Here is a 14,132-nt window from a genome sequence, read left to right on the forward strand (position 1 = left end):
GCCCCGCACCGTCCTCGGTCGCGGGGCTTTTTTTTGTTTGACGATGACTCCAGCCGGTATTTCGGCCCGGTCAGCGCAGCCTTAGGCAAGAGCGTCAGGGGGCACGTTTTGTCGTCTTGTCTTATAGAGTCGGCACAGGGGTGCTGCCGTTCAAGGCTGGAATCTTTGAAAACACCTCAGCCATAAAATCCATGAACACGATAGCGCGGGTGGGGAGCAGTCTATTGGCGACATAAACCATCTGCACGGGGACAGGGGGAGCCGAATGGTCGGTGAGAATGAACTGTAATCTCCCGCTGTTCAGCCCATCCTCAAACAGCCACGCAGGTCCATGCGCCACACCCAGGCCTGCCACGACCGCCGCACTCACAGCATCGGGCGAGTTGACCCTGAGCCTGCCGGCAATCGGAATGTCCGCGTCCCGGAATCGCCAGGTCGCTCCGGACGACAGTAAGGTGTAGATGATGCAATCGTGGTCGCGTAGATCATCCGGGATCTGCGGAACTCCGCGTTTAGCCAAGTAGTCCTTGCTGGCGACGAAGACCCGGTCGTACCAACCAAGACGCCGGGCGCGCAAGGTGCTGTCCTCCAGATGTCCTATGCGAATGGCGAGTTCAGTGCCTTCATTGACCAGGTCTACGTATCGATCATTGAGTTGGAGATCCAAGTTCAATTGAGGGTAGCGTTCCAAAAAGGCCGGCACATGGGGCAGCACAAACGCGTGTGCGAGCGCTGTCGGACAGGCTACGCGCAAGAGTCCCGATGGCTCGACGTTGTTCCTGAAGGACGACTCGGATTCATCCACCGCATCCAGGATGCGCCGGATGTCCGCATAGTAGCGTTCGCCCTCCGGCGTCAAGGATAGCTTGCGCGTAGACCGGTGGAGCAAGCGCGTCTGCAAATGATCCTCCAGAGCCGCTACATAGCGGCTGACATTGGGTTGCCCCAGCCCTAGATCGCGTCCTGCCGCCGAAAAGCTCCCCGTTTCTACAGCACGCGCGAAGCATGTCATCAAAAGAAATCGGTCCACTTCTCCACCTCGATTCATGCCTGATTTGCATGAATCATATACGAATAGGCAGTCTTATCAGCTACGGGGCATAAGCGCATATTTCTCCACGTCGACCGCGGTGGTCGTCATTCACCGGAGAATTCAAATGTCGCGCTTGCAAGGTAAACGTACGCTCATCACTGGCGGCACCAGTGGCATCGGGCTGGAAACGGCAAAGCAGTTCCTGGCGGAGGGTGCTCGCGTGATCGTAACGGGTGTCAACCCCGATTCGATTGCAAAGGCCCAGGCCGAATTGGGCCCGGAAGTGCCGGTGCTGCGCGCCGATTCGGCCAGCGTTGCAGCACAAAAGGAGCTGGCACAAGTCATCAAGGAACACTACGGCCAACTCGACGTTGCCTTCCTCAATGCCGGCGTATCCGTCTGGCTGCCCATTGAGGAATGGACGGAAGATATGTTCGACCGTTCTTTCGACATCAACGTCAAAGGGCCGTACTTCCTGATGCAGGCGCTGTTGCCGGTCTTCGCAAATCCTGCTTCCGTAGTGTTGACTACTTCCGTAAGCGCGCATGCAGGCGCAGATCGCTCGTCCGTGTATGCCGCAACGAAGGCCGCATTGCTGAACATGTCGAAGACGCTCTCGACCGAATTGCTGGGCCGTGGCATCCGTGTCAACGCAGTGAGCCCTGGCCCCGTCGAGACTCCGCTTTACGACAAGCTCGGTATTCCGGAAGCTTATCGCGAGCAGCTTAACAAAGAGATCGCGGCAACCATTCCGCTTGGGCGCTTCGGTACCTGCGACGAGGTGGCCAAAGCAGTGCTGTATCTGGCATCCGACGAGTCGCGCTGGACGGTCGGCTCTGAAATCGTCCTTGACGGCGGCCGCCTGCTGAATGGCTAAGCGCGCAGCTCAAACATTGCGCCAATGCAACATCGCCTGGGCTGAGTTAATCAGGTACTGAACGCCCGCCTCAGCACTTAGCGACAAACGAGTCCAATCCGGACTGTGCAAACAGCGGTACAGGGGAAACTTCTGCCGCTGTTTCCTCAGGTTAGCCAATCGTCCACCTGGATGAACTCGATGAGCGCTTTCAGGGCCGGTGGCACATGGCGTCGGCTGGGGTAATAGAGAAAAAACCGGCTTGGCGGCGCTTTCCATTGCGCAAGCAGTTCCGTGAGATGCCCATTGCGGATGTCGTCACGTGCCAGCTCCTCGTAGACGTAGGCAATCCCGGCGCCATCTTTCGCCGCCTGGATCATCAGCACATCGTCTTCAAGAATGAGCGGGCCGGTGACGGACAACCGGATCGGTTGTCCCTCTGCCTGATACTCCCAAGCGTAGAGTTTGCCGCTGGGAAAACGCCGGGCGATGCAGGCATGCTCGAGCAAGTCCCGTGGAGCCTGGGCGATTCCCTTCGTGGCCAGGTAGGTTGGTGCGGCTACGGTCACGAACGATTGCGGGGGGCCGACAGGGACGGCGATCATGTCGCCGGCCAGGCTTTCGCCAAAGCGCACGCCGGCGTCAAAGCCGCCGTTGACGATATCGGTCAAGCCATCATCGGTGACCAGATCCAGTTGAATGCGTGGATACCTGGCCACGAACGGGGCGAGCACTTTCGCGAATACCGCACGCGCCGCCGGACGCGCCACATTGAGGCGAAGCTTGCCGGCGGGCACGTCCTGCAGCGAGGTCAATTGTGCCAAGGCTTGGGCAACCTGCTGCAGGGTAGGGGCCAGCGTCGCCAATAGCTGGTGGCCGGCCTCGGTCGGGGTAACGCTGCGCGTGGTGCGGTTGAGCAGCCTCACACCCAGGCGTGCTTCCAGGGCTCGCATGGCGTGGCTCAATGCCGAGGCCGAAACGCCACGCTCGTCGGCAGCCTTGCGAAAGCTGCGATGGCGCGCGACGGCGGCAAAGGCATCTAGTTCAGAAAGATCGGGGTGCTGACTCATGAATACGGTTCAGTAGTTCAAATACGATTACCTATCTTATCGTCATGAGATCCCTCGCGGATACTGCCCACATCATCTGTGGAGAACTCGCTATGCAAAAGAATCGTCTTGGATCATCGGACTTGCTGATTTCGCCCATTGGCCTCGGAACGTGGGCCATTGCTGGCACCGGCTGGGAGTACAGCTGGGGCGCGCAGGACGACGAGGACAGCCTCGGAGCTCTTGAATATGCCGTTGAATGCGGGGTGAACTGGATCGATACGGCGGCGGTTTATGGTTTGGGCCATGCCGAGCAACTGGTCGGGCAGCTGTTGCGTCGGCTGCCAATTTCGCAGCGGCCGTTGGTGTTCACCAAGGGCAGTCTGGTCTGGGACCCGGTCACCAAGGCGATCTCACACTCGCTGGCGCCTCGATCGTTGCTCGCCGAGGTCGAGGCAAGCTTGCGCCGACTGCAAGTCGAAACCATCGACCTTTATCAGATTCACTGGCCGGCCTTTCCTGCCGACGGCAGCAGCGAAGGGCTCGAGAAGGCGCTTTCGGCGTTGGCCACTGCCCGCGAACAGGGGAAAATTCGCGCTGTCGGCGTCTCCAATTTCGATGTCGCGCAACTCAAGCGGGCCCAGGCGGTAACCGAGATCGTTTCACTCCAGCCGCCTTACTCTGCCTTGATGCGGGACATTGAGGAAGACGTCCTGCCCTTTTGCGAGCAGGCGGGAATGGGGGTCTTGGCCTATTCCACCCTTCAATCGGGGCTGCTTTCCGGCAGCATGACGCGCGAACGCATCGCCCAGTTGCCCGACGACGATTGGCGCAAGGCGCGAAGCGCGGACTTCCAGGAGCCTCGCTTGAGCGCGAACCTGGCGCTGGTCGAGGTCTTGGCCGGTATCGGCGCACGGCACGGGGTAAGTGCGGCGGCAGTCGCTATCGCCTGGGTGCTGCGCAAGCCGGTGGTGACCGGTGCCATCGTCGGGGCCCGTCGCCGCGGGCAGGTCGATGGGCTGATTGCCGGCGCGCGGCTGCGCCTCAGCGCCGAGGAGATCGAAGAAATCCGACCCTTCCTGCCAGTGGGCATGGGCACGAATGTCCCAGGGAGCGCTTGAGCAATTATCGTGCAGACGCTCGCTGGAATGAGCGGGTTTGACGCTTCGCTGCATAACCGGCACTATCTGCTCGTTGATGATCATTAATGCTCGTTTATGCAGGTTGTATCTCATGACTTCTCCCCACGAAGCGTTCCCCGGCGAACGCCAGCAATTGATCAGCCAGCGTCTCGCCCGGTATGGCCGGGTGATCGCGGCTGACCTGGCCAGCGAATTCAATGTGTCCGAACACTCGATCCGGCGTGACCTGGGGGTATTGGCAGCGGCGGGGTTATGCAAGCGTGTTTATGGCGGCGCAATACTTGTGCCGGCTGCCGAAGGGTCGCTGGATGTACGCGTGCGTAAAGACCCGGTACGCAAGGGCAGCCTCGGCCAGGCGGCCGCTGCCTTGCTGCGAGCGGGCCAGCACGTGTTCATCGATGCCGGGTCGACCAACCTGGCGATTGCTGGCGCCATCGATCCGAGCCTTCAGTTGACCCTCTCCACCAATTCGCCGTTGATTGCGGTTCAACTGATGAAGCTGCCCCGTGCCGAAGTCATTCTCCTGGGGGGACGCTTGAATCCAATCGCCGGTGGTGTGATCGGGCTGACGGCGGTGGAGCAACTGCGCCAGTTCAGTTTTGACGTGTGTTTTCTCGGTGCCTGCGCCATCGATCCAGACAATGGGGTCACGGCATTCGGCCTGGAGGACGCCGAGTTCAAGCGCGCAGTGGTGGCGGCGAGTGGGCAAGTGATTACCGCGGTGACCAATGAAAAGCTGTCCAGCGTTGCTCATTATCAGGTGGTTTCTTGTGAGGAGGTCGCCGCCCTGGTGGTGGAGCACGATGCGCCACGTGAGCGGCTGGAGCCCTTCTACGGCCGGGTGACCAACGTCGTGACAAGTGTCCATGAGCAGCGGCGTAGCTGATGCCATTGCGGCGCAGGGCAGGGCAATCGGGTAGATACTGTGCGGCCCCCATTGTCCGCCAGGCGATTTGCGTCTAGTTTGCTGGCCGATCACAAGTACAAAAATCAGGAGTCATCGATGCAACCGATTCGTCTCGGCCTGGTGGGCTACGGCAAGATTGCCCAGGATCAACACGTTCCAGCCATCCTCGCCAACCCCGCGTTCCAACTGATGGCGGTCGCCACGCAGGGGCAGCCCTGCCCCGGGGTAGAGAACTTCCGATCCCTGGGCGAGCTGCTCGAAAACGGCCCGCACGTCGATGCGATTGCGTTTTGCACACCGCCGCAAGGTCGATTCGCCCTGGTGCAACAGGCGCTGGCGGCCGGTAAACACGTTCTGGTGGAAAAGCCGCCGTGCGCCACGTTGGGTGAAGCCATGGCCTTGGTGGAGCAGGTTCGCGAGCAAGGCGTCAGCGGCCTGTTCGCCTGGCATTCCCGTTACGCCCCAGGTATCGCAGCCGCCCGTGACTGGCTGGCCAGTCGCACCTTGCACAGCGTGCAGATCGATTGGAAAGAAGACGTGCGCAAGTGGCACCCCGGCCAGGCGTGGATCTGGCAACCCGGCGGACTGGGGGTCTTCGATCCCGGCATCAACGCGTTGTCGATTGCGACTCATCTGTTGGCACTGCCGTTGTTCGTGGAGGCCGCCGAGTTGCGTGTGCCGGACAACTGCCAGTCGCCGATTGCCGCAAGCATCAAGATGGCCGACGCGCGCCACCTCGATATCCGGGCGGAATTCGATTTCGACCATGGCCATGACGAGCTCTGGAGCATCGAGATTCGCTGCGCCGAAGGTGTCCTGCGCCTGGACAACGGCGGTGCGCTGTTGAGCATCGACGGCGTGCGCCAGGCCGTCTCCGAGGAGGGCGAGTACGCCGCGGTGTATCGACATTTTCAGCAACTGATCAACGACAAGGCCAGCGACATGGACCTGCAGCCACTGCGGTTGGTCGCGGACAGCTTCTTTGTCGGCAGTCGGACGGCGGTCGAGCCGTTCTACGATTAACCCAGGAAACAGCAGTTGAACGAACAGACATTGTCCATGCGCCTGGAACGCGTGGCGGCGCATATGCCGGCGGGTGCGCATCTGGCCGATATCGGCTCGGATCACGCTTACCTGCCGGTGGCCTTGCTGCGCCGTGGCGTCATTGCGACGGCGGTGGCCGGCGAGGTGGCGTGGACGCCGTTGCGCGCCGCCGAACGCACCGTGGGCGAGAATGGTCTGGAACAGCGGATCAGCGTGCGCCTGGCCAATGGCCTGGCAGCAATCGAGCCGGAAGACGGGATCACGGCGATCAGCCTCTGCGGCATGGGCGGTGAGACGATCCGCGACATCCTGGACAGCGGCAAAGCACGGCTGAATGGGCACGAGCGGCTGATTCTGCAACCCAACGGCGGCGAACAACCGCTGCGCCTATGGCTGATGGAAAACGACTACCGCATCCTTTGCGAGGAAGTACTGCGGGAAAACCGCTTCTACTACGAGATCATCGTCGCCGAGCGCGCCGGGCCACTGACGTACACTGCCGAGGAGCTGTACTTCGGCCCGCTGCAGATGCAAGCGCGAACCCCGACCTTCCTGGCCAAGTGGCAACGCCTGCTGCGCCAGAAACAAAAGACCCTCGCCAGCTTTGCCAAGGCGCGGCAAGCCGTGCCCGAAGAGAAGCTGCAAGACATTGCCCGGCAGGTCCGGTGGATCAGTGCGCTGTTGGCTTGAGTTGCATCGAGGTTGGATGTGCCGACGTCATCGCGAGCAAGCTCGCTCCCACAGGGAGTTGCGCAAGTCTCTTTGGTGGGAGCGAGCGTGCTCGCGATAAGGCCTTCAGGGACTTCACGGGTTCGAGAAAAATGCCGCCCTCTCCGGTTGCCCGACTACCGACCCATAAGAGGGTAGTGCTTGATACGACACGCATACGAGTGACCGTCGCCTTTACAGACACCATCCAGGTAGCGGTAGTCCACCCGTACCGACTGTCCTTTGCCGGGCCATTGTCGGCGGGGGAGCGTGGCCTGGTAGTCCGGGGTTTCCGGGGTGAAGGTCAACAGTGAGTCTTGCGCGGGACACTCCACCGAGGCGGATTTCGGCCTGACTTTCACGATCTGCGCCTGAAGTTGCGGGTAGGGCTGTTTCAGGACCTCGACGATACGCAGGTCCATCTGGCAGATCTGCCACGTCGAGGCCTGAAGGGATTCCCATGGGAGTGTCAGGGCAAACAGTCCGAGGCAGGTTGCGTGAATTTTCATTATTGCTCTTGTTTGAGGTGCTGACGTTTGCGAATCGTAGCTTGGCATTGTAGCCGTTAGCAAAGCGGTGGCACTATGCCTTCAGTCTTTAGGCCATACAAGGAAGTAACCCATGCCCGGCATCCAAAACGTCGCGTCAGCATTCTGCGAATTCATGCAATCGTGGGAAGGGGACCGCAAGTACCTGCCGTCATCCATCAGCGCCCTGGCCAACGGTTTCGAGGGCTGGCTGAAGTTCGAGTTTTATTTCTGGCTGATCCAGGCCCGTGGGCTTCGTGGCCCCGACCGCGAGCTGGCAGATGTTGGCGTCGAGTACAAAGTGGCGCTCGATCAGCGTTGGTCGCAGATGGATATTGCTTCCAAGCAATGCGATTTATGGGTTCGCGACCAGGATGAAAAGCGCTTTCACTTCATTGAACTCAAGGCACCTTTCGCCAATGCCAACCAGGGCAAGATGTTTGAAAGCGCGGCCAAGGACTATTGGTACATGACCCGCTTGAAAGCCCAGGTGGAAAAGGTGGCAACGGGCAGTGTCATCATCTTTGGCGTGAACTTTGATCAGGCGCGCTGGGAAAAACATCTCCACTACGTCGAGGAGTATGCCGGCTACGTCGAGCATTCGTCCAAGGCATCCGGCACCGTATCAGGCGTGGAGGGCCTGAGGTGGGCGGTCCTGACCATGCACTACCCGCAGATGGGCGAGTTCCTTCTGCCACCCGTCGAGGTTCAGGCGCCGTGAAGCCATGGAGGGCCGCAGGCCTGGCACCGCTGGCTCAACCGTAAAGCCCCATCAGCGAGAAAGACTGGTCAGCGCTCAGTGCGACAATCTCGGTCAGCGAATGCAGGAGCACCGGCACCAGCAGCCCACCGCTGACCACCCTGGCGACGGCGAACACGCCTCCACAGGCGAAGATCAGCACGATCGTCATCCAATTTCCGTATTGGATGTGCATGCCGGCGAAGACGGCCGACGTTACGATGATCGCGATCCATGTCCAGGCACGGCTGTTTTCGTAGGGAAACAGCCGGAGCATGTAATGGCGGAAGAACAGCTCTTCGGCGATGGGCGGCAGCACGATCAGCGAGGCAATCTTGATCGTGGCCTGCCAACGGTTGAGCCCGTCCAGAAGCTCGGCCATGAACACCTCACGGGGCAACCCGAACACGAAGACGGCGACCCCGAAAAGCAGGTAGGTCCCGACAATGCCGATCGCCCCCCACCGCAGGGGTTTGCCAATGGCATGACCGCGCCACTGCATGCGCGAATCGGCACGGTATTGCAGGGCGAAGAGGCCGAGGAGGACAAGCGCGGTGAGCCCCGAGGTGGTCGTGAACATCAGATAGGCCTGCATGTCCGCGGGTACGAAAAGGACCTCGGGTATCGCGGCCAGGAAGACGACCAGAGTGGCCAGCACCAACATCCCGAGCCGGGGAAAGAAGCGGTAGGGCGATAAAGTGGAGGCGGGTACAAACTCAGGGGCGGCACTTAGATTCGTCACAGTCACTCCATGAGTGCAAGGAAAAAGGAATGATGCCAGTGTTTTGATCGTCTGGGATGAGTTCCTCTTGGCTTTGTGGAGAGGTAGGCAGTTAGCCCTGCGACTCGGTACTTACCCGGGGGGCTTTACCAGTGACGACAAAAATGATTCAGGGGCATCGACGGCCGCAATGGAATATCTCGACTAGAGGACGCGACATTTATGGAAACTCTCTCTTCTTCAATCAGCGAGCGTTTGCACAATCGCCGGTTTACGGTGGCGGACAACGCCCAAGGACTCTCTGGCGCAGGCACGGTATTTCATTACCACGTCGAGGACGGCGCCATTTCGAGTACTTACCAAGGCGGCCGGATTCGCCTGGGCAATCAAGTCGGACGTGTAACGGGCCCCGATACCATTGAGCTTCTCTTCCAATGCTTGACTACGGAGGGTGAGATTCTTTCCGGCTGGTCTCGTGGGACGGTGAGTGTTGATCAAGCAGGGCGTACGACGTTGAGTTTCGTGTGGGGTTGGTTATCGGGGGCGACTGGAGGTGGGGAATCCCACTACGTCGAACGTGTGGTGTAAGGAACAGGCATCCATGCAACTGCACCACCGCCATCGCGAGCAAGCTCGCTCCCACACGCGATCTCCAGTGGACACGAAACCCATGTTCAACCCAGAACCCCTGTGGGAGCGGGCTTGCTCGCGAAGGCGGCGTCACAGTCAATGAAGATGTTGAATGTGCTGGCCTCTTCGCGAGCAAGCCCGCTCCCACAGAAGGATTCCGGGTGCACGCGGATATTGTGTCCGCTGAAGATCCAATGTGGGCGAGCTTGCTCGCGATGAGGCCAGCCAGCCCAACATCCATGTAGCTGAACCGCCGCTATCGCGAGCAAGCCTGCTCAAAGCTGCTTCGAGCCCCCGCCAATCTGCCAGACATACGGCGGTTCCGTACCGTTGATTTCCCAATCACCGATGATGCGCTCCTTGTAGATCAACGGATTATGCGAGGCAGCGGTGCGGGCATTGCGCCAGTGGCGGTCGAGGGCCTTGCTGGTGCTGGTGGCCGAAGCTCCGAGGGCATTGAACAGGTCGCTGGTGGCGCGCAACACCAGGTCGGAAATCACCACCTGGGCCTGGGCCGACTCCAGTTCGGCGGCGATGTTGGCGGTGTGCTCGATCTCGGCGTCCTGGCTGAAGCGACTTTCGTAAGCGCGTTGGGAGGCGCTCGCGGCGCGCAGGGTGGTGGCTTCGGCGGCGTAGACCTGGGCCGATGCCTTGCCGATCACTTGCTGCACTTGCACGTCCTGGCTCACTTCGCTGGCATTGCCGGTGCTGAAGACCCGCGTGCGTTTGCGCACTTGCTCGGTGATGTCATGAACCGCAGCGCGGCCAGCGCCGGTCAGCACGGCCAGCAGCACCAGTTGATAAAACGCGGTCTGGTATTTGAAGCGGGTAGAGAAGTCGATGAGATTTTCCGCCTCGACCAACGCATTCTCGAACAGCGACGTCCCGCTGCCGGTGGTGCGTTGGCCGAAGCCGTCCCAGTCGTCGCTTTGCTTGACGCCCGGCTGGTGCACGCGGACGGCGGCAATCACGTCGGCGCCGTTGTCGTCGCGCTGGGCATACACGTCGATCCAGTCGGCGAAGATACTGCCGGTGCTGTAGTACTTGGTGCCGTTGACGACCCACTGATCACCCTGGCGGGAAACCCGGGTGACGACTTCGCCGATTTTCACCGCGCCGACTTCCGTCCAGGCATTGCCCACCAACTCACCCTCGACAAAGCGCTTGAACCAGGTGTCCTGTGGGCTACTGGCGTGGGCGTTGAGGCGGTCCTCGACGAATGCGAAGTGCCCGCGCAAGGCCTGGGGCAGGTTGGAGTCGGCTTCAGCCAGTTCGATCAGCAATTGCAGCAGTTGCGGCAACGAAGCCCCGGCACCGCCATATTCGACCGGTACGCGGACGGCGCCAAAGCCGGCTTCCTTCAGCCATTTCACCTGTTCAAAGGGCAGGCTGCGCGTTTGCTCACGCTCCAGGGCGCCGGCCTGGATGCGCGCAAAGATCGGTCGGAAGCGTTCGGCCAGGAGCTCATAGTCGGTGCCCGTGGAAAGGATCGGCGGCAGGTGGTGTTGCTGTGCGGTCATGTTGATATTCCTTCTGGGGGGCGAGTCGGCGGGCAGCGGAAAAATCTGCCGGTGCCAAAGGCCATTGCACAGTCCATGCCCGAGGCCCAACGCCCGTAAATGCGGGGTCCATACGGCGTTCATCAGCGCAAGGGCTGTCCTGGCCGCGGTCAATCTGTTGCGCAACTGTGTGCCGGGCAACAGTTGCCGCGACGGACGTCGACATGCCTGGTGTTCGCCAGGCAACAGTGGACCAACAGCTTGTCCGTCGGGCGACAGTGCAGTGATTGAGAGTGTCATGTAATTAATTGATTAATAAGGAAATATTCGACTGGCACGGTTGCTGCTCTACACCTTGTGCAGACGCTGAGGTGGCGTCTCCAGGCATGGGGTAAGCGATGAGCAAGCAATTCAAAGTGGTGGCGGTGTCAGGCAGCGTGCAGCACCCGTCACGCACCCTGGCACTGCTCCAGGCGTTGGTGGACCGGCTCGGGCAGCAGCTGCCGATCGAGGTGCGCTTGATCGAATTGGCCAAGGTCGGTCCACTGTTCGCCGGGGTGTTGCGTCGCGAGGCGTTGCCGGCTGCCGTGCAGGAGGATCTGCACGCCATTGAATCGGCCGATCTGCTGATCGCCGCCAGCCCAGTGTACCGAGCCTCGTACACCGGCCTGTTCAAGCACCTGTTCGATTTTGTTCATCACGAAGCCCTCAAGAACGTACCGGTGCTGTTGGCCGCGACAGGTGGCTCGGATCGCCATGCCTTGATGATCGATCACCAGTTGCGACCCCTGTTCGGCTTCTTCCAGGCCCTCAGCCTGCCAGTGGGGGTCTATGCCAGCGAAACCGATTTCAGCCAATACCGGATCTCCAGTGCGCAGGTGCTGGAGCGTATCGAGCGCGCCGTCGAATCGGCGTTGCTGAGCCTGGTCCCGGGCGCCCGGCGTGACGCCAGTGCTGCCTGATCCATTTTTCCTTTCAAAACGAGCCGTGGAGTACATGCAATGAGCCAGGACACGATCAAATTTGCCTACTGGGTGCCCAACGTCAGTGGCGGTCTGGTGGTCAGCAAAATCGAACAACGCACCGACTGGGGCATCGACTACAACCGCAAGCTGGCCCAGATCGCTGAAGCGGCCGGCTTCGACTACGCCCTGTCCCAAGTGCGCTTTACCGCCGGCTATGGGGCTGAATACCAGCATGAGTCCGTCGCGTTCAGTCATGCCTTGCTGGCCGCCACTACGCGCCTGAAAGTCATCGCCGCGGTGCTGCCGGGGCCGTGGACGCCGTCGGTGTTGGCCAAGCAGATCGCAACCATCGACCACCTGACCGGCGGCCGCGTGGCGGTCAACATCGTGTCGGGCTGGTTCAAGGGCGAGTTCACGGCCATTGGCGAGCCGTGGCTGGAGCACGATGAGCGCTATCGCCGTTCCGAAGAATTCATCACTGCGCTCAAGGGCATCTGGACCACCGACAACTTCACCCTGCGCGGTGATTTCTACCGCTTCCACGACTACACCCTCAAGCCAAAACCACTGCAGCAGCACCCGGAGATCTTCCAGGGTGGCAGCTCACGTGCGGCTCGGGACATGGCCGCCCGGGTATCGGACTGGTACTTCACCAACGGCAATACCGTGGAAGGCGTCAAGGCGCAGATCGATGACCTCCAGGCGAAAGCCGCGGCCAACAACCACAAGGTCAAGGTCGGTGTTAACGCCTTTGTCATTGCCCGCGACACGGAAGAAGAGGCGCGTGCGGTCCTCGCCCAGATCATCGACCAGGCCGATCCCGAGGCCGTCAATGCCTTCGGCGATGCGGCGAAGCAGGCCGGCAAGTCCAGCCCGGAAGGCGAGGGCAACTGGGCCAAGTCGAGCTTCGAGGACCTGGTGCAATACAACGATGGCTTCAAGACCAACCTGATCGGCACGCCGCAGCAGATCGCCGAACGCATCGTCGCGCTCAAGGCGGTAGGCGTGGATCTGGTACTCGCCGGTTTCCTGCACTTCCAGGAAGAAGTCGAGTATTTCGGTCGTAAGGTCCTGCCGCTGGTGCGTGAGCTTGAGCAACGCAAAGCGGCAGCCAAAACGGCGGCGGTCGCTTAGGCGAGGGAGGCAGCATGGGCACATTCACCGACACCCTCGAGCTGGTCCCGGCCAGCTTGCCCCAGTGGTTGCAGCGCCAGGCGCTGGAGCATGGCACGGACGTCGCGCTACGCCACAAGCACCTGGGTGTCTGGCAGGAGCGGACCTGGGCGCACGTGGCCGACGAGGTGCGTCGTTTCGCCAGTGCCCTGCAAGCCCGCGGTTTTGCGGCGGGCGCGACCCTGACGATCATCAGTCGACCCAGGCCGCAGGCACTGCTTGCCGCATTGGCTGCGCAATGGCTGGGCGGCGTGGCGAGTCTGTTCGACCCGCTGGAGACGGCGGCCGAACAGGTGCAACGGCTCGCCACGCTGCAGCCGGGTTTCGTCCTGGTCGAAGGCGTGGAAGAGATGCTGCGTCTGCGTGCGGCGCAGGTGGCCGTGGGGGTGTGGGTCTACCTCGACAAGCGTGGCCTGTCGGATTCGCTGCCATCTGCGCAAGCGCTGGATTACGCCGCGTTGGCTGCCGAGCGGCCAATCGTTGACCTGGCCCCGCAAGGGCAAGCACTGCAAACGGCCTTTGTCTTTTATCGCGGAAGTGGACGGGCGATGGAGGAGCAACGCATCAGCCACGCCGAACTGTTGCAGGAGGGGCAGCGGTTGTTGGTGCGCGAAGGGCTGGGCCGGCAGGAAGAGGCATTGGCCGCACGGGCGTTCGCCTCGGGCGGGCAAGCTCGCTATCTGCTGGCGCCTTGGTTGATGGCCGGTTTTCGCCTGAACTTCCCTGAGAACCTGGCGACCCGTGATCGCGACCGTCGCGAGCTGGGCCCGACGCTGGTGGCCGGGACGCGGGAAACCTACGAGCGTTTGCACCGCTATGCGCTGGAGCGTTTGCCGGAGCCGGGCAATGGGTCGCGCCGGCTGGTGGACTGGGCGTTGGCAGCGCAGCCGGGGCTGTTGCAACGGTATCTGGGGGACTGGCTGGTGCGCCGGTCTTTGCGCGACGTGCTGGGGTTTTCCCGGACCCGCGCGCCGCTGCTGGTGGGCGATGCCTTGCCGTCCGAAACCCAGGCATTTTTCCAGGCATTGGGTATCGCGGTTCGCCAATGGGACGACGGGGCCCACTGGCAAGCGCCACCGAACCTGGTGCAGCACATCACCGATGACTGGACGGGCCTCCAGTCGCAGCTGGCCTGAGAG

Annotated in this window: 15 protein-coding genes; 10 read left to right on the top strand and 5 right to left on the bottom strand. The window is 61.3% G+C overall.

All coding sequences use genetic code 11. The annotated features are described in order from the left end of the window. Positions 1–121: 121 nt before the first annotated feature. Positions 122–1,030 carry a LysR family transcriptional regulator gene (locus BT125_RS21480; RefSeq protein ID WP_072410088.1) on the bottom strand — a complete coding sequence of 303 codons (909 nt, stop codon included), beginning with the start codon at positions 1,028–1,030 and terminating at the stop codon, positions 122–124. 127 nt (positions 1,031–1,157) lie between these two features. On the opposite strand from BT125_RS21480, the gene BT125_RS21485 reads away from it, so the two are divergent. After that, positions 1,158–1,910 (top strand): SDR family oxidoreductase, encoded by a 753-nt coding sequence (locus BT125_RS21485; RefSeq protein ID WP_072410090.1) that lies wholly within the window; start codon positions 1,158–1,160, stop codon positions 1,908–1,910. Between the two features lie 146 nt (positions 1,911–2,056). Here BT125_RS21485 and BT125_RS21490 read toward each other — a convergent pair whose 3' ends face one another. Continuing rightward, positions 2,057–2,959 (bottom strand): LysR family transcriptional regulator, encoded by a 903-nt coding sequence (locus tag BT125_RS21490; protein ID WP_072410092.1) that lies wholly within the window; start codon positions 2,957–2,959, stop codon positions 2,057–2,059. Positions 2,960–3,051: 92 nt separating this feature from the next. Here BT125_RS21490 and BT125_RS21495 point away from each other — a divergent pair, with 92 nt between their 5' ends. The 4 genes from BT125_RS21495 (at position 3,052) to BT125_RS21510 (ending at position 6,721) form a co-directional block, all read left to right on the top strand. Continuing rightward, on the top strand, positions 3,052–4,059 hold the full coding sequence (locus tag BT125_RS21495; protein WP_072410094.1) for an aldo/keto reductase: 1,008 nt from the start codon (positions 3,052–3,054) through the stop codon (positions 4,057–4,059). 112 nt (positions 4,060–4,171) lie between these two features. Further along, positions 4,172–4,966, top strand: a complete 795-nt coding sequence (locus BT125_RS21500) for a DeoR/GlpR family DNA-binding transcription regulator (RefSeq protein WP_072410096.1) — start codon at positions 4,172–4,174, stop codon at positions 4,964–4,966. Between the two features lie 117 nt (positions 4,967–5,083). Beyond that, on the top strand, positions 5,084–6,010 hold the full coding sequence (locus BT125_RS21505; protein WP_072410098.1) for a Gfo/Idh/MocA family protein: 927 nt from the start codon (positions 5,084–5,086) through the stop codon (positions 6,008–6,010). Between the two features lie 15 nt (positions 6,011–6,025). After that, positions 6,026–6,721, top strand: a complete 696-nt coding sequence (locus tag BT125_RS21510; protein ID WP_072410100.1) for a tRNA (adenine(22)-N(1))-methyltransferase — start codon at positions 6,026–6,028, stop codon at positions 6,719–6,721. 155 nt (positions 6,722–6,876) lie between these two features. Here the strand turns inward: BT125_RS21510 and BT125_RS21515 are convergent, their stop codons facing one another. Then, entirely contained in the window at positions 6,877–7,248 is a 372-nt protein-coding gene (locus BT125_RS21515) for a hypothetical protein (protein ID WP_072410102.1), read from the bottom strand. A gap of 112 nt (positions 7,249–7,360) precedes the next feature. Here BT125_RS21515 and BT125_RS21520 point away from each other — a divergent pair, with 112 nt between their 5' ends. Continuing rightward, positions 7,361–7,987, top strand: coding sequence for a hypothetical protein (locus BT125_RS21520; protein WP_072410104.1), 627 nt, complete (start codon positions 7,361–7,363; stop codon positions 7,985–7,987). Positions 7,988–8,021: 34 nt separating this feature from the next. On the opposite strand, the gene BT125_RS21525 is transcribed toward BT125_RS21520, so the two are convergent. Then, positions 8,022–8,747: a CPBP family intramembrane glutamic endopeptidase gene (locus tag BT125_RS21525; protein ID WP_072410106.1), complete on the bottom strand. Its 726-nt coding sequence runs from the start codon at positions 8,745–8,747 to the stop codon at positions 8,022–8,024. A 201-nt stretch (positions 8,748–8,948) separates the two neighbouring features. Here BT125_RS21525 and BT125_RS21530 point away from each other — a divergent pair, with 201 nt between their 5' ends. Continuing rightward, entirely contained in the window at positions 8,949–9,314 is a 366-nt protein-coding gene (locus tag BT125_RS21530) for an avidin-fold protein (RefSeq protein ID WP_072410108.1), read from the top strand. Between the two features lie 317 nt (positions 9,315–9,631). Here BT125_RS21530 and BT125_RS21540 read toward each other — a convergent pair whose 3' ends face one another. Next, positions 9,632–10,876, bottom strand: a complete 1,245-nt coding sequence (locus BT125_RS21540; protein ID WP_072410111.1) for an acyl-CoA dehydrogenase family protein — start codon at positions 10,874–10,876, stop codon at positions 9,632–9,634. 377 nt (positions 10,877–11,253) lie between these two features. On the opposite strand from BT125_RS21540, the gene msuE reads away from it, so the two are divergent. The 3 genes from msuE to BT125_RS21555 are packed head-to-tail and all read left to right on the top strand — an operon-like array spanning position 11,254 to position 14,129. Then, positions 11,254–11,817 (top strand): FMN reductase, encoded by a 564-nt coding sequence (msuE, locus tag BT125_RS21545; protein ID WP_072410113.1) that lies wholly within the window; start codon positions 11,254–11,256, stop codon positions 11,815–11,817. A gap of 39 nt (positions 11,818–11,856) precedes the next feature. Beyond that, a complete protein-coding gene (gene sfnG, locus BT125_RS21550; RefSeq protein ID WP_072410116.1) occupies positions 11,857–12,954 on the top strand; it encodes a dimethylsulfone monooxygenase SfnG in 1,098 nt (365 codons plus the stop codon). A gap of 14 nt (positions 12,955–12,968) precedes the next feature. Beyond that, entirely contained in the window at positions 12,969–14,129 is a 1,161-nt protein-coding gene (locus BT125_RS21555) for an AMP-binding protein (protein WP_072410118.1), read from the top strand. The last annotated feature ends 3 nt before the right edge of the window (positions 14,130–14,132 follow it).

The sequence above is a fragment of the Pseudomonas sp. NFACC04-2 genome (assembly GCF_900119265.1).
GTDB lineage: Bacteria > Pseudomonadota > Gammaproteobacteria > Pseudomonadales > Pseudomonadaceae > Aquipseudomonas > Aquipseudomonas fluorescens_AA.